The sequence below is a fragment of the Arthrobacter sp. UCD-GKA genome, assembly GCF_001863355.1.
GTDB lineage: Bacteria > Actinomycetota > Actinomycetes > Actinomycetales > Micrococcaceae > Paeniglutamicibacter.
The window spans coordinates 473,111-494,996 of record NZ_MOLR01000004.1; the positions used below are offsets into that span (position 1 = coordinate 473,111).

The 21,886-nt window shown below is 56.6% G+C and carries 20 protein-coding genes and 1 pseudogene; all 21 read right to left on the reverse strand.

Going from position 1 to position 21,886, the window contains the following annotated elements:
• Positions 1–19 precede the first annotated feature (19 nt).
• Positions 20–781, reverse strand: a pseudogene (locus tag BLJ79_RS08480) (helix-turn-helix domain-containing protein); the annotation flags it as partial.
• A 781-nt stretch (positions 782–1,562) separates the two neighbouring features.
• On the reverse strand, positions 1,563–3,230 hold the full coding sequence (locus BLJ79_RS08485; RefSeq protein WP_071214265.1) for an AMP-binding protein: 1,668 nt from the start codon (positions 3,228–3,230) through the stop codon (positions 1,563–1,565).
• Between the two features lie 42 nt (positions 3,231–3,272).
• The gene (gene dctP, locus BLJ79_RS22350) at positions 3,273–4,376 is read right to left on the reverse strand and encodes a TRAP transporter substrate-binding protein DctP (RefSeq protein ID WP_083411121.1); all 1,104 of its coding nucleotides are present in this window, start codon (positions 4,374–4,376) and stop codon (positions 3,273–3,275) included.
• A gap of 58 nt (positions 4,377–4,434) precedes the next feature.
• Positions 4,435–5,904 (reverse strand): TRAP transporter large permease, encoded by a 1,470-nt coding sequence (locus BLJ79_RS08495; protein ID WP_083411122.1) that lies wholly within the window; start codon positions 5,902–5,904, stop codon positions 4,435–4,437.
• Positions 5,901–6,458: a TRAP transporter small permease subunit gene (locus tag BLJ79_RS08500; protein WP_083411123.1), complete on the reverse strand. Its 558-nt coding sequence runs from the start codon at positions 6,456–6,458 to the stop codon at positions 5,901–5,903. The genes BLJ79_RS08495 and BLJ79_RS08500 overlap by 4 nt, the downstream gene beginning before the upstream one ends.
• A 467-nt stretch (positions 6,459–6,925) precedes the next feature.
• On the reverse strand, positions 6,926–7,618 hold the full coding sequence (locus BLJ79_RS08505) for an ABC transporter ATP-binding protein (RefSeq protein ID WP_071214268.1): 693 nt from the start codon (positions 7,616–7,618) through the stop codon (positions 6,926–6,928).
• A complete protein-coding gene (locus BLJ79_RS08510; protein WP_071214269.1) occupies positions 7,615–8,316 on the reverse strand; it encodes an ABC transporter ATP-binding protein in 702 nt (233 codons plus the stop codon). Before BLJ79_RS08510 ends, BLJ79_RS08505 begins: the two co-directional genes overlap by 4 nt.
• Positions 8,303–9,379: a branched-chain amino acid ABC transporter permease gene (locus BLJ79_RS08515; protein ID WP_071214270.1), complete on the reverse strand. Its 1,077-nt coding sequence runs from the start codon at positions 9,377–9,379 to the stop codon at positions 8,303–8,305. The genes BLJ79_RS08510 and BLJ79_RS08515 overlap by 14 nt, the downstream gene beginning before the upstream one ends.
• A 1-nt stretch (position 9,380) precedes the next feature.
• Positions 9,381–10,229, reverse strand: coding sequence for a branched-chain amino acid ABC transporter permease (locus BLJ79_RS08520; RefSeq protein WP_071214271.1), 849 nt, complete (start codon positions 10,227–10,229; stop codon positions 9,381–9,383).
• A 40-nt stretch (positions 10,230–10,269) separates the two neighbouring features.
• Positions 10,270–11,478, reverse strand: coding sequence for an ABC transporter substrate-binding protein (locus tag BLJ79_RS08525; protein ID WP_083411124.1), 1,209 nt, complete (start codon positions 11,476–11,478; stop codon positions 10,270–10,272).
• Positions 11,479–11,589: 111 nt separating this feature from the next.
• Positions 11,590–12,084, reverse strand: coding sequence for a MaoC family dehydratase (locus tag BLJ79_RS08530; RefSeq protein WP_071214273.1), 495 nt, complete (start codon positions 12,082–12,084; stop codon positions 11,590–11,592).
• Between the two features lie 3 nt (positions 12,085–12,087).
• Positions 12,088–13,122, reverse strand: a complete 1,035-nt coding sequence (locus BLJ79_RS08535) for an Rv3169 family protein (RefSeq protein ID WP_071214274.1) — start codon at positions 13,120–13,122, stop codon at positions 12,088–12,090.
• A gap of 28 nt (positions 13,123–13,150) precedes the next feature.
• Entirely contained in the window at positions 13,151–14,188 is a 1,038-nt protein-coding gene (locus tag BLJ79_RS08540) for a phosphotransferase family protein (RefSeq protein ID WP_071214275.1), read from the reverse strand.
• A 7-nt stretch (positions 14,189–14,195) separates the two neighbouring features.
• Positions 14,196–15,008, reverse strand: a complete 813-nt coding sequence (locus BLJ79_RS08545) for an enoyl-CoA hydratase/isomerase family protein (protein WP_071214276.1) — start codon at positions 15,006–15,008, stop codon at positions 14,196–14,198.
• A gap of 28 nt (positions 15,009–15,036) precedes the next feature.
• Complete coding sequence (locus BLJ79_RS08550; protein WP_071214277.1) at positions 15,037–15,849, reverse strand: enoyl-CoA hydratase/isomerase family protein; 813 nt, start codon at positions 15,847–15,849, stop codon at positions 15,037–15,039.
• A gap of 50 nt (positions 15,850–15,899) precedes the next feature.
• On the reverse strand, positions 15,900–17,090 hold the full coding sequence (locus BLJ79_RS08555; protein WP_071214278.1) for a CaiB/BaiF CoA transferase family protein: 1,191 nt from the start codon (positions 17,088–17,090) through the stop codon (positions 15,900–15,902).
• Between the two features lie 85 nt (positions 17,091–17,175).
• Complete coding sequence (locus BLJ79_RS08560) at positions 17,176–17,964, reverse strand: enoyl-CoA hydratase/isomerase family protein (RefSeq protein ID WP_071214279.1); 789 nt, start codon at positions 17,962–17,964, stop codon at positions 17,176–17,178.
• Positions 17,965–18,041: 77 nt separating this feature from the next.
• Positions 18,042–18,896 carry a 1,4-dihydroxy-2-naphthoyl-CoA synthase gene (gene menB, locus BLJ79_RS08565; RefSeq protein WP_071214280.1) on the reverse strand — a complete coding sequence of 285 codons (855 nt, stop codon included), beginning with the start codon at positions 18,894–18,896 and terminating at the stop codon, positions 18,042–18,044.
• 14 nt (positions 18,897–18,910) lie between these two features.
• Positions 18,911–19,669, reverse strand: a complete 759-nt coding sequence (locus tag BLJ79_RS08570) for an SDR family NAD(P)-dependent oxidoreductase (protein ID WP_071214281.1) — start codon at positions 19,667–19,669, stop codon at positions 18,911–18,913.
• 34 nt (positions 19,670–19,703) lie between these two features.
• Positions 19,704–20,648 (reverse strand): hydroxymethylglutaryl-CoA lyase, encoded by a 945-nt coding sequence (locus tag BLJ79_RS08575; RefSeq protein ID WP_071214282.1) that lies wholly within the window; start codon positions 20,646–20,648, stop codon positions 19,704–19,706.
• A complete protein-coding gene (locus tag BLJ79_RS08580) occupies positions 20,645–21,883 on the reverse strand; it encodes an acetyl-CoA hydrolase/transferase family protein (RefSeq protein ID WP_071214283.1) in 1,239 nt (412 codons plus the stop codon). Before BLJ79_RS08580 ends, BLJ79_RS08575 begins: the two co-directional genes overlap by 4 nt.
• Positions 21,884–21,886: the final 3 nt, after the last annotated feature.

Consider the following 21,886-nt stretch of genomic DNA (forward strand, 5'->3'; position numbering starts at 1 on the left):
AACGAAATGCCCGGGATAATCCTTGGGTTTCTGGATGCCAAATACGGCCCGTGATGCCCCGACAACCACGCTCGGCTAGGAAGATCTCTGTGCTACTAATCTTTCCACGACGGGCCTGGTTGAAAGAGAGTCCGTTGTCAGTCAAAAGCTCCTGCGGAACCCCGTATTCGTCGAAGGCTGCACGCAACGTGGAGATCGCGTCTTCGCTGTTTTCGGGTCGTTCAAAGCAAAGTGACCCAACATCAAAACGGGTTCCATCATCCAAGAGCTGGTAGATCGTTGCCTTGGTGCCGTCTTGGTCGAAGAGCCGATATTCCAACCCATCGAGCTGCCACATCTCCATCGGATATGACCGAGAGAACCTCATCCACGCACTGCGCGGTCGCTTTCGGGGGTTGGTTTTGGTGACGCCCGATTCGGCGAGGATTCGTCCAATGGTTGCCACCGACGGGACCTGGTCCCCAAATTCTCCGGAGTCCACACCTTCGAACCAGATTGATTGCGGGCCGTGGTCCCAACCGGCTTTGGCCATGCGTTGACGGATCCGCAACACCAATTCCTTGGTTGGCTCCCCGTAAGTCCTCGCCGGGCTCTTCGGAGCCCTGGAATGCGGGTTCAGCGCCTTGTTGCCTTCGGCGATATAGCGTTTCTTGACTTTGTAATAGGACGGTCGGCTGATGCCCAGTTGATCGCATAATTGCGAGATACTGAGGGAGTCTGGCAGACCCGGATCGAACTCAATGATTTGACGGCGTACCGACGCCGATAATGTATTTGACACCCATTATTATCGAATAACCTGAGGTCAGATCCGGGTCTGCCATGCAGTTGCTACCTGTCAGCGATGTCTTGAGAGATCCTGTAAGCGATGTCCTGAGTGATGTTGTAAACGATGTTCTGAGAGATCACATACCAAGAGACGCTATTTAGCAGCGAGCATATTGACATTAGCAAGGCGGATTGGGTATTGCTACTTTGGGTACCAGCAATATTGCGCGTGGGGACCATCCCCGGAAAACGCGAATACTCTCTATGGGAGCCACCGGTGGCATTGCTGGGAGCCACTTTGCCGCCGCTGGGGTGGCCGACCCACGACGTGAGCCGGCCCAACCTAGATAGATAGCTCTGACTGCTCCGGATGGGCTACTGGGCACCGCAAAACTCTGTAAGAGCACGGCGGACTCAATCTTGCCGACGACCGACGAGCTGTCGTCGGAGCGCACCACCGGGAAGCGTCTCCCCAAGCGGCTCGAGCCCAAGGAACTCTGTTACGGCTCGACCTCGAAGGTTATCTGCACGTAGTGTCCGCAGAAGAACTGGCACCTGCGGCTCGGGTCTGGCGTCCAGGCAGACCCTATCATGGGCCGGATCATCCACGACACCATCCGAATCGAAACCGGGGCAATTCTCTAACATGACTTCAGTTTAAGAACATGAGGGCACCAAGATGATTTCTGGGGCTGTCCAGTCAGGAAAATTCCAACGCATCATGGTTCTTGGATTCACCAGTTACTGGGACCGAGAACCATGATGCGTCATTATTTTGGAGTCGCCTCGTTGCCTCAGGTTGGATTCACTGCTGCATTAATCATTTCTCGCAAGCGAAACTTCATAATCTTTCCGCCTACGGTGGCCGGCATATCGTCGATTACAATCACACGTTTCGGAGCTTCGAACCCAGCCAGATGTTCGCGCGAGTAGGCAATAAGTTCGGACTCGTCCACTTTCGTGTTCTTTCGCGCAACAACAACAGCAGTGACAACTTCGCCCCATTTTTCATCTTCAAGGCCGATAACAGCCACCCGCTCAACGGCGGGATGTCCTGACAAGACGCCCTCAACGCGCATACTCGAGACGTTTTCACCCCCTGACTTCACGATGTCTTTGAAGCGATCAACCATAATCTGCGTCCCGTCTTCCGTGAAGACGCAGCTATCACCGGAGTGAAACCAACCATCGCGGAAGGCTTCTGCTGTAGCCTGCTCATCTTTGTAGTAACCTGCAGTGATTACCGGGCTTCGATAAACAGCTTCTCCGGGGATTCCTGGTTTTCCCCGAAGACTATTTCCTTCTGCATCGTGAATATCTGCGGCAAGAAGTGGGTTTGGGACGCCAACGTGGTTAACCCCTCGAATGGACTCTTGGTGTTTCTCAGGTGACCGTCCAGGCCAGAATCTGAAGCAAGACATTGCTTCAGTTTGTCCGAAAACCTCAAGCATTTGAACCTGTTCGCCACAGATTCTATCGAGTCTCTCAGAAATATCGGGGCGCATGGCACCCCAAGCAAACATCGCGACACAAAGGCTGGAGAGGTCGACCCCCCTGGAGTCTTGTTCCGCCACCTCGATCAATTTTTCAACCCACATCGGAGAACCCAGCCACGCTGCGGTCACTCGTTCTTGTGTCACCGCGGCCGCAAGCTTGACGGCGTCCGGTCGCCGCCCCAAGACGATGGTTCCACCGGAGATGAATGCCGGCAGCGGCGTGGAGTTATGTCCACAGTGATAAATGATTGGCATGAAGGTACAGGCCACCAAATCAGTCTCGTGCTTTAGGCCCCGAGTCAGTGACATTGCATAGGCAAATGATGACATATAGGAATACGTGTGGGTCATCATTGATGCTTTCGGCATGGAGGTCGTTCCTGACGTAAAGACCAAAGCCCAAACATCATCACCATGCACAGATACTCCAACCTCAGTCTTGGGCTGTCCGTCAATCCAGTCGCCAAATGAAGAAGTATCTTTGACGGGTCCGGCGTCGAGGGCAATCGACACCCGCGGATGCAGGCCAAATTCCCTAAACGTTTCAGCGACCCTAGGGAAAAGTCCTGCATCCACGATGGCCAGCGAGATCTCTGCGTGACCCATGGCCCACTTCAATACATCGGGGGCCAGTAGCGGGTTGACTGGCACCGCAACCATGCCGGCCTTGGCAATGCCAATCATTGTCAACATGGCCTCGACCGAATTATCGCAATAGAGCAAGATTCGCGAACCAGGTTCTAGCCCTTCGGCTAAAAGTGCGTGCGCAATCTGATTCGCGATCTGATCTCCTTCGCTATAAGTGACACGATGGAAGCGGGCATCGGAATAGGCTCCTTCGCAACCAACTAGGGCAACTTTATCGGGGGTGCTCCACGTGACACGCTCCAAGAGATCTCCCACGGACACCCTGTTCCAGCGCTGATCTGCTCTGCGTCCGCGCAAGGTCCTAACATCGTGTTCCATCTGTTTCGTTCCCTTCAATGAAGAATTTTTGTTGAGATTTAACTACTGGTCCTGCAACTTCTTGCAAGTGCCTGCAGGCGAAAATGATTCAGTCTCATTTGCACGTTCAGCGACAAGTTTCTTAAATTCGTTGATCAGGGAGCCAGCGTCTTGCAGCGCACTCCCACCGTTCTTCATCCAGTCTCCAATTTGGGCTTCTTGGGCACTCGCTGCCCAAGAAGCTCCCTTATCTTCCGGACCAATCGAGTAGACTCGCGCGCCTGCATCGATTAGTACCTGGCAGTCAGCTTCCGCACCCGGAACAGAAAAATCCTGTACAAACTGGCCGCTAACTGATTTTGCGGTCTCCTCCATGATTTCCTGTGTCTCTGGATCGAGTCCGTCCCATACAGACTTGTTGATCATGGTGTGCAAGATCATTCCGTTGCCCCAGAATTCACCCACGTCATAAATTTTTGGTGCGACCTCATAAATTCGGCTCGTCGCGAGACCGTCAATCGATGTATTGATACCGGATATAACACCACGCTCAATCGATTCATAGGATTCAGCAATACTCATTGCAACTGGATTAGCCCCGAGTTCATTGAGTGCAATGGCACCATCACCGGAAGCACGCAGGCTAAGGTCTGAAAACTCACTCAGCGAAGACAATTCCTTCGAAGTTGCAACGACGTATGGGTTGCTGGGAGTGTGGAAAATTGGTTGGATTCCTGCCCTTTCCCATTCTTCATTCAGATCCGTAGATTCTTCAAAAAGGACGGTGGCAGCATCCGCCTGGGCCTGGAGATCACGAGTAACAAAGCCGATGGATGTGAACGTGCTGATCGGGAGGAGCGCAGGTTCGTAGCCGGCAGGGCTGAATCCCATATCAGCGGTGCCGTTCGCCACGCAACTGACGATCTCTCCTGCTGCACAAAGTGCGCCGCTGTAGTGCGCTTCGAAGCTTACTGCGCCACTGGTTCTGGCGGTCACCTCATCGGCCCAAGCTTGGAATGCTCGGCTGTGTGGGTTCCGCTCATCGACAAAGCTCGCGTAGCTAAGTTGAACGGTCTTTGTCACATTCGCATCGGCTGAGCATCCCGTCAGGGTCAGAGCGACTGCCGCGACGGCTAAACCTGCCATTTTTCCCGAATGATTCATCATCGTACCTTTCGTGAGAATTGATCAAACTAAATTGGTTGGGTCTTGGAATTGAACGTTGCTACTCAGTGAGTAGTTCTGGTAGCCAGAGGACAACATCGGGCACAAAGAAGAAGAATGCTACGACAAGGAGAGCGACAAAGAAGAATGGGATCGTGCCACGGAAAACTGTTTCGATCGGGATTTTTGACGTCGTTGAAGTAACGAATACATTCATGCCGACAGGAGGCGTGATAAGTCCGAGTTCGACCATCATGACAAAGAGAATTCCGAACCAGATGGGATCGAACCCGAGTGATACAACAATCGGTGCAACCAATGGAACGACTACAAGAATGATGGACAGCGATTCAAGGAACATCCCCAGTGGAATCAAGCTCAGGAGAATCAAAGCGACCACAAGTAGTGGCGAAACCGGTAGATCGGAAATCCAGTTGGTTAACCTAACGGGTACCTGAGCCATCACGAGGAAGCGGGTCAAGAGCGTGGCCCCGATAAGCATTGCGAATGCCATTCCGACAACAGCAACTGATTCGAGAGAAGCTTGCTGGATTTTCTCGAACACCCCGCTACCACGCCGGATTCCGATTTCCAGAAACACCATGACCATGGCCACTGCAGCACCAATCGCAGCAGATTCGATGACTGTAAAGAGACCGGTAAATATCCCACCCAGGATTACGGAAAAAATAACAACGATCCACAGAACAGCACGCACCTGCTGCCAAGACGTTGTGTCCGGACTGGCTGTCTGCCTGTCATCAGGCGTCGTATTCACCCCACCGCCGACACTCCCGATCGGCACACGTCCGGACTCGACGTTGATACGTTTTACATTGTTCGGATACTCCAGCGTGGCTACAGATCCTGCGGAATGCGCCAGCACAGCCAATTCATCGATCAATGGACGCTGTTCAGTGAGCGCTCCACTCCGGAAGCGCACCACTACGTACACTGCAAATGCCACGGCGAGGATAACACCAGGCACAATTCCAGCGACAAGCATCTGTCCAATGGACTCTTGGGCCATGATCGAATACATGACCAAGATCACACTCGGCGGAATCAAGACACCCAATGTCCCGGCTGCAGCGACAATGCCACCCGCAAGTGCCTTAGGGTATCCATACTTGTGCATTTCTGCGGTAGCCAACTTACCAATCGTTGCAGCCGTGGCGATGCTCGAACCGGAGATTGCGGCAAAGCCAGCGCAGGCAGCTACGGTTGCTACACCCAAACCGCCCGGCAGCCAGCCGAGCATGCGACTCGCCAAGGCATACAACCGCGTTGCCAGATGGCCATGTAGAGCCAACATGCCCAAGAGGACGTACATCGGAATAACTGAGAGGCTGTAGTTGTTGACGGCAGAGAATGGCACTGTAGCCATGGCTCCCGTCGCAACCCCGGTAGTTTTCAACAGCACGATACCAAGTGCACCGGAGCCGGCGAGGGTATAGGCGATAGGTGTCTCAATAAGCATCAAAACCAAGAACACTATGCCAACAATGATCAGAATCGCGTCCGCACTCACTGCGCCACCTCAATTTTAATTTTCGATTCCAAATCCATTTTCTTAACTTTTTTATATTTGTCTGGTGAAAGCTCCCTAATTTGACGGACAAGCGTCGCCAAGAACTCGAAGAACAGAGCAATGAAGCCCAAGACGACAACCACACGTGCCGGCCATAGAGGGAAGTTCACTAGGCCTACATGAAACTCTCGAATTTGGTAAGAGGAGATTGCTTCGGTGAAAGTGGCATAGGCGAACCAGACAATTACGAGCATGGTTACCAATGTCCCGACGGCTCGCAACAGGTTCGCGACACGAGCAGGAAGTCGTTCCGTCACAACCGTGACACGCACGTTGTTACCACTGCGTTCTACGAACGCGATACCGAAGAAAACGATTAGAACCACGAGTGTTTCTGAGAGCTCAAATGCTCCGGCCAGTGAACTTCCTGTGCTGAGCCGCGTTGCAACATCGACGAGCATTATGGCCATTAAAACTAGAGTAAAGAAACCAGAAGCTCTTGCCATCCAAGTCGAGATTACTTCAATTTGCCTATCAATTGTTGTCCAGCTCATCAATCCTCCATAAGGTTGCGTTCAGGGCTTCGCATTCGCACAGAAGCTGGTCCTCTGGCCAGTTGCCGAATAGCGGTTCGTGCTAGCGGAACCCTCATCTAAGACAATCCGACCGGCGCGTTACATCTCAATAGAATCAATTTTAGATAAGTTAAAGTTAATTCGGGAACCAACAAAGACCTGTCTATAAATCTGGTTATTTTTATTCGACCTTTAATTCTCGATCGGTTATCGAAGCTCCAATAAAAAATCTGTTTTGAGGAATAACCTCAATGAGATTTCGACTGCATGTACTGGAAGCTCTGATCAAAGTGAGCTAATTCGGATTCAAAACAGTGGAATCCATGTCCGCACAGTTTTCATCAGCTTCCCAGCCGACTGTGGATCACGGTTCTGGTCAACTTTGCACGAAGTCCACGCTATTTGCCTTCAATTCACGCAATTGGCTGGCAAGCCCATTTTCCGTCCTATAGCGCGATGATCTCCTGGACTTCACGATCATGCAGCATGTCTACAGTTCCCTCTGCGGCCAATTCACCTGTGCGGAGCGCCAGAAACCGACTGGTCAATTTCTGGATCATCCCAATATGCTGCTCCACAAGCAGGATCGCCACACCACGGCCATGAATTTCGCGTAATGCATCCGTCAGCTGGTCCACGATGACGGGAGCTAAGCCTTCGGTCGGCTCATCAAGCAGGAGCATGCGCGGTCCAGCCATCAGCGCGCGGCCAATTGCAAGCATTTGCTGCTCTCCTCCGCTGAGCGCGGTGCCTGGTCGTTTCGAACCTCGCCCCAAGTTTGGGAAAAGCTCGTAAACCCCCTCCAAAGTCCAGTCATTTCTTCGACCTGCGGCCCGGCCCAACAGAAGATTCTCTTCAACCGAGAGATTTGGGAAGATCCCCTTGTCCTGCGGCACCAAACTCACCCCGAGCCCAGCGGGGGCATACCGTTTACGGGTCACCGGCTTTCCATCGATACGGATAGTGCCCCTCACTTGGGGGATGCCGTAGACCGACTGCAGCGCGGTGCTTTTTCCAGCTCCGTTCCGTCCAACCAGACCAACAAATTCGCCTTCGTCGATATGAAAGGAGACGTCCTGCAGGACCATTGCACCGGCATAAGAGGCATACACGTTCTCAAATTCCAATAATGCGCTCATGCTGCGCTCCCCAAGTATGCCCTGACAACGTCAGGATTCTTCCGAACAGATACTGGATCCCCGGTAGTCAAGACCTGTCCGAGATTGAGCACCGTGACAACATCACAGGTACCAAAAATTCCCTCGACGTTGTGGTCGACAACGATGGCACCGACGTCACGAATCTTGCAAAGATGCCGAATGTGGTTGAGCGTCTGAATCGATTCCGCCGCTACGAGGCCGGCGCAGGGTTCATCCAATAGGACCACGCTGGGCCGGCCAATCAGCGCCATCGCCAAATCAACGGACCTCTGGGTGCCATACGCGATTTCGGAACAGACCATGTCCAGAATGCTGCCAAGGCCCAGTACTTCAACAATTTCATCCAGATTGTCCTCGTCATTCCGCCAAGCGACCATGTCGAGTTGCTCTCGAACGGTCATCGAAGGAAATACGCTGGTCTTTTGGAATGATCTGGAGATTCCGTGGCGTCGACGCCACACGACTGGTCGGGTACTAATATCATCACCGCGATAGAGTACTTTTCCATGCGTCAGTTTACGGCGACCCGAGAGCGCATCGATGAAAGTTGATTTTCCTGCCCCATTAGGCCCGATAACACCATGCACGACCCCTGGCTCGATTTCGATTGCCACCTCTTCAAGCGCCCGTACAGCCCCGTAGCGGACAGTCACGTCCTTTGCCTCAAAGAGTTTCATGGTCTTTTCCCTTCTTTGATCCCGTTCGTCCGAAGCGTCCACGCAAGGACTTAACCAACCCAGTAATGCCTCCAGGCATGAAAACCAACACCAATACAAGCACCGCCCCCATGTAGAGTTGTAGGTTTCCGCCGGTGTTTAGGAACGATTCTCCAAAGGTGAAGAGCAGCGCACCAATGACTGGCCCAAGGAGAGTGCCTAGTCCACCGATGATCGCGGCGACCAAGGCATCGCCAGCTTGAAGGAATCCCAGGCTTTCTGGTGAAACGTACTGCGAATTGAGGACGAAAAGCACACCACTTAGCGAAGCGACGGTCCCGGAAATCGTGAATGCCATGAGTCGTGGCAAGTAGGTGGAGAAGCCGGAGAAACGCATCCGCTCCTCATTTTCCCTGATCCCCTCCAGCAACGAACCAAACCTTGACTTCGAAATCGCCCACAACCCGTATACAACAAGTACAAGGACAATCCATGCTATGGGCCAGAAGGCTCCTGGGACCATGAGTTGTGAAGTAGTGATCCCCAAAAAGTTGGCTTCTCGGTCGAACTGCAGCTGGAGCCCGTCATAGGCTCCGGTAACATCACGAGCCACGGGCTGAATGGAGAACTGATAGAGCGCTTGGGCCAGTGCCAGAGTCAACATCAGAAATCCCATGCCGGTGGCCCTGACCACGAGGGAACCCATAAGTACGGCGATGGCGACTCCGCAAATGAAACCAAACCCCGCCGCGACGAGTGGGGACCAGCCCCAGTGACTTGCAGCGATTCCCGTGGCGTAGGCGGCCCCGCCGAAGAACGCGGTGTGCCCTAGGCTGACCAATCCGAGGTGTCGGGCAAGGAAGCCTATACTGATCGCCAACAGGGCCAAGATGACCGCTGAGAGAAGCAGACTCATGTAATAGCGGTTGACCAGCACCAGCGGAACCGCGAGTCCAACCAAGAGAACGGCTATCGCGATCACCCCGGCTCTGCTAGCCGAGCGGCGTGTCAGTCCCAGAGCGGACACCTCTTTTTTCACTCCATCGGAGTTCTTCCCAGGTTTTGTTGTCTGTTCGGTGGTCATGTCAGACCCTCTTTCCAGCCAGCCCAGCAGGCCTCCACAGTAGGACTGCGACTAGCGCCGCATATGGGACGAGAACTGCAACTGCGGGCAGCCATGAGGCACCGAGCGTCTGCAGGATTCCAAGAGACAGTCCGGCGATCATCGCCCCGGCAATCGATCCGGCACCGCCGATGACGACGACAATCAGGACAATAATGAGAATGCCTCCGCCCATGACGGGGTTCACCGACACATAGGGGGCAGCCAGCGCCCCCGCGAGTCCTGCCAGTGCAGCCCCGACACTGACCACGATCAGGCTCACGCGATCAACGTTGATCCCCAAAACGGCAGCCGTCTCAACGTCATGACTTGCGGCCCGGATATAGAGGCCGGTTTTCGTGAAGCGAATCCAGAATACCAAAGCTGCGGCCAATGCCATCGCCGCCAGGATCACGAAAATCCGATAAGCGGGATAGTCAACGCCCAACACGGATACCGATCCCGATAGGGTATCTGGAGCCGCAACGGTATGTGTCTGTTCGCCCCAGATGATAACGACTACACGTTCAATAATCATCGCCAAGCCAAATGTCACGAGACCAACTTCGATATGGTTTCGCTTCTGCAACCTGCGGAAGAAGACCAGCTCAAGGACGACGCCAATAACCGCCAGACAAAGTGGTGCCACGATGAGAGCTGCCCAGAATGACACATTGGCGCTGACACTGAAGGCTATGTAGGCCCCTGCCATATACAAGGCACCATGGGCAAAGTTGGTAACACCTCGCAGTCCGTAAATCATGGCAAGACCGGAACTCAGGACCATGTATAGGGACCCTAATGCAAGGCCGTTTAGCAGTTGTGCAATCATCGGTATGATTCCGCTCCTAACGTGCGCGGGGGAAACGCGTTTACATCTTGCATGAGTCGCTCGGTGCCGGCGACGTTACAGACCCTTCAGCGGAACGTGCAATTTCAAATTCCAGACCATCCGTACCTTCGACAACCTTGCCCAGGTACGACGGACGCAGTAGCTGATGATCCGCTCCACGCATGGTGACGTTCCCGACGATCGTCTCGAAGCTGTGATCATTTAGGGCATCGCGCACGGCTTCCGTTTCAGTGCTGTTCGCGGCATCAATGCCAGCAAACAGCGTCTGCGCAGCGATGTACGCATCAGCCTGAACATAGTATGGCTTGGATCCGAGGAACTCTTCGAAGCCCTTGACGAACTCCTGATTCAAGGGATTGTCGCTCTTGACGTCGTACCCGACGTTGTTGTAGAAGCCCAGTACGCGATTGCCCAAAGTCTCGAAGAGCGGCTCGCTGACCATATTGAACCCAAGGACCGTCTTGAATTGGTCCATGAGCTTGAACTGGTCTGCTTGATTAATGAAGGCGACTCCGTCGGCACCGTATTCCACGGAGAAGAGCGCGTCGGCGCCGCTGTCCTTCAATTTGGTGATGTAGGTGCCGAACTCCGTGGTGTTCAACGGTGCGAACTGTTCAAGGACTACTTCCTTGCCCGCGGCTTTCGCTGCTTCGCGGAAGATTTTCGCGGCATCGTGGCCAGTAGAATAGTCCACCGCCTGAATGGCCCACTTTTCGCCCGGAAGTTCCGTGAGTGCGTCACCCAAGGCTCGGATGTCCATGGCGTTGGACGCCAGCGTACGGAAAGCATTCGGCTTGCAGTCTGCCGCGGTCAAGGCATCATCCTTGCCGTTCGAGTTGAATGACAACGCGTTGAGGCCCTCGAGCTGCTGATTGACCGCGCCGTGCTCGGTGGATGTCATGATGCCACCAATGAAATTGATGCCGTCCTGCGTCACTGCTTCACGTACGGATTGCAAGGTGTTTGCAGCCGTACCGTCCGTGTCCTTGATGACCAGTTCAACCTGGCGTCCGTCGATTCCGCCGTTAGCGTTTACTTCCTCCACCGCATAGCGCCAGCCATCTTTGGCTCCAGTTCCAAACTCTGCAAGAGCACCACTGGCCGGTGGGACGATAGCCACCCTGATAGGACCGTCTTCGCCAGCGGCAGCCCCCGAGTCGCCTCCGCAGGCCGCAAGTGAGACTGCCATGGCCAGGGCAAATACTGAGTAGATCGCTTTGTTCTTCAAGGTTCCTGCCTAAAGCTGAGGCGAACTAGTCGCGAGTATGATCCGAGTCACATAAAACTAGCATTAGGTTGTACCTAATGCAATGGTAAGACCTTTTCGTTACCTTTGCCTCTAGTCGAAGTAGGCGACGATGCCCTCTGCAACGCATACCGGTTCCGAGAAGCCGTCGACTTCGAATGTCTGGAGAATCGAAAATCTGCTTCCGCCGCGAAGTGGCGATACAGCGGTCAGCTCTGCGTGCATGCGCACACGAGATCCCTCGGGAACCGGGGCAAGAAAGCGAACTTTGTCGAAACCGTAATTGAGGGCCAGCGAATAACCACGCACTGAATAGACTTCGTGCAGAAATTTGGGGCCAAGCGACAAAGTGTAGAGTCCGTGCGCAACTGTGGTACCCAGCGGGGTCGCGGCGGCAACCAAGGGATCCAAGTGAATCCTTTCGTCATCATCTGTTGCCGCCGCGAACCCGTTAATAATTGACTGGGAAATGTGGTGCCATGAGCTCGTTCCGAGACACTGACCAACGGCCGCCCGGAATTCATCAAGGGTCTCGAAATTCCGGGCCTCCCGAGCTTCAAGGCGCGGGGGGCCTTCCCCTGTCCCCATGAATCAGGCTTTCAGGCTGGGACGGTAGGTATAGGTACTGCTACGGGTGTGGGCGAACTCGAAGACGCCTGTGCCTGCCACGCCGTTCCAGTTGAAGGCCGCCACGCGGTCGGTCAGGGCCGAGTCCACGGTCTTTGGTGTGACCGAACCGTCCAAAGGAAAGACATCGGATTCCATATGGTTACGGCCAAGATTCTTGCCATGGTGGTCTCCATAACCGGCACCTGCCATAAAACCTCCACCGGCCGTGGCATCGGCGTCGATCAGGTAGCTTGCACCGTTCTCGGTATCCACCTTTACCTTTCCGGAGACCAGGTCCAGATCCTCGTTGAATACCAAATCGTGCTGAACATCTGTCACGGTGTCGAGTGTCCCGTCCTCATGCATTACCGCACCTTCAAGCAGGATGCGTCCTCCTTGGCGGTCCTCCACCAGCAGGAAACCCACCGAACGGTCCGGGAACTGTGCCTGATACCAAATGTGCAACCCCTGCCCGCCCTTCATGGTGCGCACGCCTCGGGATCTGTCGCGCTGGCCGTACCAGCCGTCAACCGAGTGGCGCACCCCGTCAACGGTCAGATGGCCCTCGTAGTACCCCGATTGGAAGAGATGCTCGAAGGAGGCAGTGACGACATCCCCCTCTTTGACTCCCACATCACCAAACCACGCGGGAGTGCGTGCGTTCCATGTGAGATCGCATTCCACCCCGCTGGGATTCTCGCCCAAAACCAGACGCCAGGTTTTGTTCGGTTCAATGGTCTGCCAGGCCAACGGCCCGGCATTGCTTCCATCCGTGTCGCTGAGCTCGGTGGAGAAGCGCAGGTTCCGTTGTTCGGTGCCGTCGACGAAGACAAAGAATCCATCCACCACGTCCTTGGGCGGGTAAATGCCCAAACCCAAGATGAACGAAGGTGCAGTTGCGTCGGTGGGATGTCCATTGAACATGAAACGGTCAAAGAAGCGATCGGGTACACCGGTGATATCCGGAGCTACCAATTCATCATGGAATTCCTGGCGGACGGCATTTTCCTGTGGCACTGTTTCGTCTCCCTTACTCGTGTTGGGTCTAGATGAAGTTGGGGGCCGACAAGCCCGCGGTGCGGTGTGCTTCTTCAAGAAAGGCAGTTACCAGCGCGGGGTCGGCATAATAGGGGTCTCCGATACCTTCAATTACCCGGCGTCGTGAGTACTCGTAGAGAACCGCGAGCTTCCACAACGCCATGGCGGTGTACCAAGGCAGCGCCGAAAGGTCCTGGCCGGTTTTTTGTGCGTATCTCTCGGCAAGCTCAGCCCTGCTGGGGTAGCCTTCCTCGAGCATTGCAACACCCAGTTCCTCCGTAGGCGTGTGCTGTTGTCCCTGCTCCGGAATGGAAGAGAGGAAGTAGCCTAGGTCGAAAAGCGGGTCCCCCAGCGTGGCCAATTCCCAGTCAAGGACAGCTTCGATACGGCCCGGAGCATTCTGGGCCACCACAACGTTGCCAATCCGAAAGTCGTTGTGGATCAGGGCGGCTCCCGATTCGGCGGGAACATTCGCGGCAAGCCACTGATAGATGACGGCGAATTGCGGTGGCGGGTTGCCCTCGGGGTCCGCCACCAACTGGCCCATGCGGCGCAGGTGTCGGGCGTTGAATCCCTCAGACCTGCCAATATCATCGAGGCCGATACCTGCCGGATCGATCGCATGGAGTTTCACGAGCGTATCGAGCATTGACTCGGCAATTTCACGACGGCCTTGAGGGGTGTCAAGCGGTTCCGGCGTGGAACTGGTGATGACATGTCCAGAGGCGAACCCCATCACGTAGAAAGCCACGTCCAGCACTTCCCCGGCATCCGCCGTCGCGAGCACCGGAGGAACTGGAACACCGGTGTTTGCCAGCGCCGAAAGTATGCGTGCCTCGCGCAACATGTCGTTCGCGCCAGGAGGGGTGGGCGGTGGCGGCGGCCGGCGCACCACTGCATGCTCTTGACCGTCGGTGACCAGATAAGTCAGGTTCGAGTGCCCGTCACCAATGCGCCGTGCCGTAACGGTGCGCCCCATGACACCTCGGACTTCGAGGAATTCGCCCAGGGAGGCGAGTGTTTCAGTGGTCCAATCCCATGCCATGGCCGATTCACCGTCCCACGAACTGCGGTGCGCGCTTTTCCTTGAAAGCCGCCAAGGCTTCGGGCATGTCTTCGGTTCGCGACATCAAGGCCTGCCCCCGGTTTTCCAGCTCTAGGGCCGCGGCATAGGAGGTGACTTCCTGGTTACGCTGGATCGCCCGCTTTGACATCCGCACCCCACCGGGGGAATTCGAAGCAATGGTTTTGGCCATGGCGAGGGCCTCCTCGAACAGATCCTCGGTGGGCACCACGAGATTGACCAATCCGATCCGGGCGGCTTCCTCGGCTTCGACGATTCGTCCGGTGTATCCAATCTCGGCCGCCATAGCCGGACCGATAATGCGGGTCAGGTTGTAGGAAGTGCCGAGTTCACCGACCGATAGTCCCACCTTGATGAAGGCTGCGCTGAACTTGGCTGTTGGTGCGGCCAACCTGATATCGGCCGATAACGCCAGGGCCAGTCCCCCACCGGTTGCTGGGCCATGAATCGCTGCGATAACCGGGAAGGGCAGATGACGCAACGCCTGAATTCCACCGGTGGCAGTCTCCTGGAACTTGAGGAATTCACGCACGCTCAGGGTGGTAATCACGTCGATTTCGTCCAGATCGAAACCAGCGCAGAAGGCTCGTTTTCCGGAGGCCGTAAGGATCAACGCCCGCGCGCCGCTGTCGCGCAGCGCCATTGCCGCAGTGTTGTATTCGGTGAACATCTTCACGGTCTGTGAATTCATGCGGTCTGGCCGGTTCATGCGCAGTACCGCAATATCGCCCGGAAGCACTTCCAGAGTCAGGGTTTCCATAACGGGGATATCAATTTTCATGAGCTAATTCCTTTGCTTAGGGGGCGTCTCAGGCGCCAGTGAAAACCGGAGAGCGTTTTTCCTTGAAGGCTGCAAGCGCCTCGGTCATGTCGCTAGTGCGCGTGAGCAGGGCCTGACCACGGTTTTCGAGTTCCAGTGCCGCCGCATAGGAAGAAATCTCCATGTTGGCTTGCAGCGCCCGCTTCGACAACTGCACACCACCGGGGGAATTAGTGGTGATCGACTGGGCCAGAGCCAGCGCGTCGTTGAGTAACTCACCAGGCTCACTCACACTGTTAACAAGGCCCAACTGGGCAGCCTCCGCAGCACCAACAAGTCGGCCGGTGAAGCAGATTTCACTGGTGGCGGCCGGGCCGATCAGGCGCGTCAGCAACCAAGACGTGCCAAGGTCTCCGGCGGACAAGCCGATCTTTACGAAAGCGGCATTGAACTTTGCGGTATCGGCTGCCAGTCGCAGATCGGCGGCAAGGGCCAGCGAAAGTCCACCACCGGCGGCCGGTCCATTGATTGCGCCGATGAGTGGCACACGAATGGAACGCAACGCCAGTAGGGCCCGAGCCGCCAGCTCTTGCTGGTCGAGCATGCCCAGCGCACCGAGGCTTGGCAGAGCATCGGCGTCGGCCAGATCGAACCCGGCGCAGAACGCCTTGCCTGCCCCGGTCAAGACGACGACGCGCAGTTCGTCATCGTCGTTGAGTTCGATGGCCAGTTGTTCGAGTTCACTGAACATGGTGTTGGTCATGGCATTGTAGCGATCGGGACGATTCAAATTCACCAATGCGACCCCGGGGAGGGCTTCCTCAATCAACAGGGTTTCGTAGGTGGTCCGCGTGCACTTCATGTCTTTCTCCTAAGTTGGGCGACCATGTGGCCGAATACTCAATGGAACTCTCAGATAGCTTCAATGCGGTCGGCAGCAGCAACGACGGTGGCGCCAGTGCTGAGCCAATAATTGATTCGTTCTTCGGATACGCCCCAGTCGGTCAGGGCTTCTCTGGTGTGCTCGCCCGGAACCGGTGGCGGGCCATCGATCATGGCAGGTGTCCTGCTGAAGCGCGGGGCTGGAGCGGGCTGGCGAAGTCCATTGATCTCAACAAAGGAATCACGAGCCATGGAATGCTTGTCCGTCATGGTCTCTGAAACGCTCAGCACAGGAGTGAGGCAGGCGTTTGTCCCGGCTGCGTCGCGAACCCATTGATCACGTGTACGGGTGGCGAAGGAGCGCGCCATGATTTCTTTAAGTTCGGGCCAGCGTGCTCGGTCGTATTGGTCCGGCAATCCCTCGGGATCCAAGCCAAGAACACCCAGTAGATCTGCATAGAAATCGGGTTCGATGGCTCCGACTGCCACATATTGGCCGTCTGAAGTCGCATAAGCGTCGTAGAACGGCGCTCCGCTGTCCACCAGATTGGCGCCCCGTTCTGGACTCCAGTGTCCGGTCTGGGAAAAACCAAAGAATGCAGTTCCCAAGGTGGCAGCACCGTCCACCATCGCCGCGTCTATGATCTGGCCTTTGCCGGAGGCACGCGTTTCCCAGAGTGCGGACAGAATCCCGAGTGCCAGCAGCATCCCACCGCCACCGAAGTCCCCGATGAGGCTAAGCGGCGGTGTTGGCGGTTGGTCCCGCCGCCCAATCAGTGAAAGCATGCCGCTTTGTGCCACATAGTTGATGTCGTGCCCGACATCTTGCGACAGCGGCCCTTCCTGTCCAAACCCGGTCATTCGCCCGTAGACCAACTTCGGGTTGCGAGCCAAGCAATCGTCGGGCCCAATGCCCAAGCGTTCGGTGACGCCGGGACGGAATCCCTCGATGAGGGCATCAGCCTTCTCGATGAGATTCAAGACCACTTCGCGGCCCTCGGGGTTTTTGAGGTCAACTGCGATCGAACGGCGTCCGCGGTTCATTACTTCGAGACGAAAGTCGGTATTAGGGCCCGGCAAGGAAGCTCCGTGGGCTCTGTCGATGCGAATGACGTCGGCACCTAGATCCGCAAGTAGCATCGCACAGAACGGGCCGGGGCCCATGCTTCCGATTTCCACTACACGCAATCCCTGTAGCGGTCCTGTAAACGATCGTTCCATAGCTTGACGTTTCTCCTTCAATCATGATCCGGGAATGCGCATCGCTTGGTCTGTCGCGACTTGGTGGATCCGGTCCGGCAAGCCGCTAGGCAAAGTTCGGTTTGCGCTTCTCCACGAAAGCCCGCAGGCCCTCGGCGGCTTCGCCGTCTTCAAAGAGTGTTTGCTCCTGGGCCAACTCGTACTTGCCGCCTTCCTCGAAGGAAAGCTCAAATGCCGCATTGACGGCACGCACGCCAGCCAATTGCGCCGGCAATGAGGACTTGGTCAGCTGGCGTGCCAATTCCAGGGCAGCGTCAAGCGCTGTTCCCTCCGACAACCTGTCCACGAGGCCCACGGCATGGGCTTCGGTGGCCGATACCTGCCGGCCGGTCACCACGATGTCCAGAGCTCTGCCGCGCCCCACGAGCCGCGGCAATCGCTGCGTGCCTCCCGCTCCGGGGATCAATCCGATCTTGACCTCGGGTAATCCAAATCTTGCGGTTGGACCCGAGACGCGGAAGGTGCAGGCCATGGCCAGCTCCAACCCACCGCCAAGGGCGACACCGTCCACCGCGGCAATCGAAAGCCAGCCGGAGGCTTCGAGCCGATCGTTGGCGCTTCGCATCAGATTTCCATACTCGGTAAATGACGCGGCATCAATGGTGGTCAGATGCTTGATGTCGGCACCAGCGGCAAAGAAGCCCTCGATCGCCGAGTCAATGATCATGACCTTGACATCACCGGCCTGCTCGGCGGCGTCACAGGCCGCGTGCAGACCATCAAGCAACACTGGGCTCAGGGGATTTGCCGGGCCGTGGGCCATGGTTACGACCATGATGCCCTTCTCAGCCATGCTCCAGGAGACTGGCTTTACCTTCTGTTCTTGCACACTCATGACGCATGTAACCTCTCGCTATTTGGTATGACCATATAATGAAAACGATCGTTCCGGAAGGGCCTACGGAAATTCTTTTAGGCGCGACGGGGGAACTGGCTGAAATCCGGTTCGCGTTTGGCCTTAAAGGCTTCTCGACCTTCTGCCGCTTCATCGGTGCCGTAGAACAGCAAATTGGCATCGTGCGCCAGTTGCTGGATCCCGGCAAAACCGTCCTCCGCTGCGTGAAAACTGGCCTTCATCAGACGCAGGGCAAAGGGTGAGAGTGCCAGGATTTCCCTGCACCACTTCACGGTTTCTGCCTCAAGCTCGGCCAACGGGACGACGGTGTTGACCAGCCCCATCTCCAGCGCCTCTGCGGCGCCATATTGCCGGCAAAGGAACCAGATTTCTTTGGCCTTCCGTGCCCCCACCAGCTCGGTGAGCAGCGAGGCGCCGAAACCACCGTCGAAGGACCCTACGCGGGGACCCACCTGGCCAAAAGTGGCGTTGTCCGCAGCGACCGCGAGGTCACAGACCATTTGCAGCACGTGGCCGCCGCCGATGGCATACCCTGCCACCATCGCCACAATCGGCTTCGGTGTCCGGCGCATCTGCACGTGCAGGTCGGTGACGTGGAAACGTCCCGTCGCGCCCGCATCTGTTTTGTAGCCACTGTCTCCGCGCACGCGTTGGTCGCCACCGGAACAGAATGCCTTGTCTCCCTCGCCGGTGAGGATGATGACGCCGACCGATTCGTCCTCGCGGGCGACAACGAGCGCTTCGGATACCTCCACCAGGGTCTGAGGCCGGAAGGCATTATGCACCTCGGGTCGGCAGATCGTGATCTTGGCGATTCCGTCCGAGGTTGTCTCGTAGCGGATGTCCTCGTAACTACCCGATTGCTGCCATTCAATATGCGTTGTCAATGCCGATTCCACTTCCTTTGCCATCTTCTTTTGTTCGCTTAGGCCATCGTCAGGCCGCCGCTGACGGACAGCGTCTGGCCAGTAATGAATCCTGCTGCATCCGAGGCGAAGAAGGCCACTGCCGGGCCGATGTCCTCCGGGGTTCCCAGTCGTTTCATGGGCACAGCACGCGTCATACCGGATATCACCTTGTCTGCGTTGTCGCCGGCGCCATCGGCGAACTTGCGCAGCGCGGGGGTATCGGTGGGACCCGGGCAGACCACATTGACGGTTACACCCTTGGTTGCAACCTCACGGGCCAGGGTCTTGCTGAACGCAATGATCCCGCCCTTGGCACCGGAATACACGGCCTCGAGGGACGAACCGACGCGCCCCGCATCTGAACCGATATTCACGATGCGGCCGTTGCCACGTTCTATCATTCCGGGAACCACTGCCTGGATCACGCGTAACGCACCCTTGAAATTCAAGTCTAGGATCTTCTCCCAGAAGTCTTCGGTGGTATCAACGAACGGCATGAAGTCGTCCCAGCCCGCATTGTTGACCACAACTTCAATCGGACCGAAATGCGCCTCAACCTCGGCGACAGCTGCCGCTACGGCAGCTGTGTCAGTCACGTCAATGCGCACCGCCATGGCTTCTCCGCCGTTGTTCTTAATCTCTTGCGCTGTTTTTTCAGCCGCCTCAAGGTTCAGGTCCGCGATGGCAACGCGGAATCCGGCGGCTCCCATGGTGGTCACGATGCCCCGGCCGATACCCTGGGCGCCGCCTGTGACGAGTGCTACGCGATTGCTCATTTGTTGCTCCTAAATTCGTTTCTGGGGGGGGTGGCTATACGAGTGCGGAAGCCCAGTGGATGGGCCCGGCAACGAGAGAGTGGCTGGTGAGCTTACGGCCCAGGATATTCTGTACCCGCCCAGCCGCGGTTATGACCTTCTTGAGATCCACACCTGTGTCGACGCCCATTTCCTGGAACATGCTCACCAGGTCCTCCGTAGCGATGTTTCCGGTGGATCCTGCCGGTACCGGGCAGCCACCGAGTTCACCGAAGCTGGATTCAAAGCTACGGCAGCCTGCTTCGAAAGCGGCGTAGGCATTGGCCAGACCCTGGCCACGGGTGTTGTGGAAATGTGCCGTGATTTCCACGCCGGGAAGTCGCTGCGCTGCGGCGGTGAAGAATCGCGAAACATAGGCAGGGTTCGCCATCCCCGTGGTATCGCCAAAGCCGAGCTCGGTGGCACCGGCCTCGGCGAACTCCTCGGCGAGGTCCAGAACACGCTCCATGGGGATCTGGCCCTCGTAGGGGCAGCCGAAGGAAGTGGCGATCACGGCCGAGAATTTCAGTCCTTCTGAAACAAGCTTCCCACCCATGGATTTGACGTCTTCCATGGTTTCCTCGACCGTGCGGTTGATGTTGGCCTTGTTGTGAGACTGTGAGGAACTGACAAACAATGTGGCAGCATCAAAGAGCTCGCGGATCTTCAAGGCGTTCTCCAGCCCACGAGTGTTGGGAATCAGCACCATGCGTTCCACGTTGTTGGGCAGGTCGATGCCGCGCAGCACCTCGACCCCGTCGGAGAGTTGCGGGATCACATCCGGGCGCACAAAGCTTGCGACCTCGATGCTCTTGAATCCAGCCTGACCCAGCTCATTGATCAGGCTGATTTTATCGGCCGTGGAAATGGTTTCAGGCTCGTTTTGGAAGCCGTCTCGGGGACCGACTTCCCTGATGGTTACGGTGCGGGTTTCCCCCGCGGTCCTATTGTCCCGGCTCATGCGGCTACCCCTTGCTTTCCTAATGATCGACGAAGTTCGTCACGGTGTTGTGGCGCTGCAATCTCAATAAGTTTGCGTGTGCGTTCTTCCATGGTGCAACCGGTCAATACGGCTGCACCGTGTTCGGTGACGATCACGCCCACATCGGCGCGAACGGTGGATACCAATCCACCGCGCAGCGTGGGCCGGATCGTGGATTCCCCCCGATTCTCCGACCTCAGGGCAATGATCGACTGCGCCCCGGTCAATGCAGCGGCACGGCTGAAATCCGCCTGGCCGCCAATGGCCCCCAAATGCACGGTGCCGGTGTGTTCGGATCCCACTTGGCCAAAGAGATCGACTTCAAGCGCCGAGTTGATCGACACCAGTGAACGCAGTTGGGCCAGTGTGGCCGGATGGTGCGTATAGCTGGCCGGACGGAACTCGACGGGCAGCGTATCCAGTTGGTTGTAGAAGGGCTCACTGCCCATGGCTGCACCGGTGATGGCCAGTCCCGTGTCGATTTCCTTGCGGGAGCCGGTCAATACGCCTTGGGTAATGAGTTCCGCTACCCCGTCGGTCACCATGCCGCTGTGCAGGCCCAGGTTGGAGTGCCCGCCAAGGAGCGCCAGCACGGCGCTGGGGAGGGTCCCGACGCCGATCTGTATGGTGTCACCGTCCTGGATGATCCCCGCAACCCGACCGGCTATGGAACGATCCACGGCGTCAGGGGTGCGGTTGCTGGTCGTCCTTATTGGTCGGTCCACGTGCACGACCTCCGCAAATGCGGACAGTGGAAGTCGCGGCGCGCCGGAAACGGCCGGCATGCGCGGGTTGATTTCGGCAATCAACGTGCGGGTGTGTTTCAGGGCATCGGCAATGTACTCAACTCCGATGCCCAGTGAAACCTCGCCAGCGGCGTTGGGTTCCGAGACCTGCAAAAGCCCTACATCATTGGGCAGCCTGCCCTCGGCAAAGAGTCGAGGGAGCGCTGAATAGTGACAGGGAATGACTTCCAAGCGGCCACGCTGGCTGAGCCTTCGCAACTCACCCAAGCCGCCATAGGACTGGACCGTCAAGGACTCGGGAACATCCACACCGAGGCGTGGATTGAGCGTGAGCCCGCAGAAGGCGGTCAGGTCGCCAATCGAGTCAGCCTGGTCCAGCAATGCGTTAACCAGCGATTCTGGTTCGGCGGGACCTTGGCCCCACCAGATGCCGTCACCGCGGGATAGATGGCGTGAGAAGTCGATCATGGT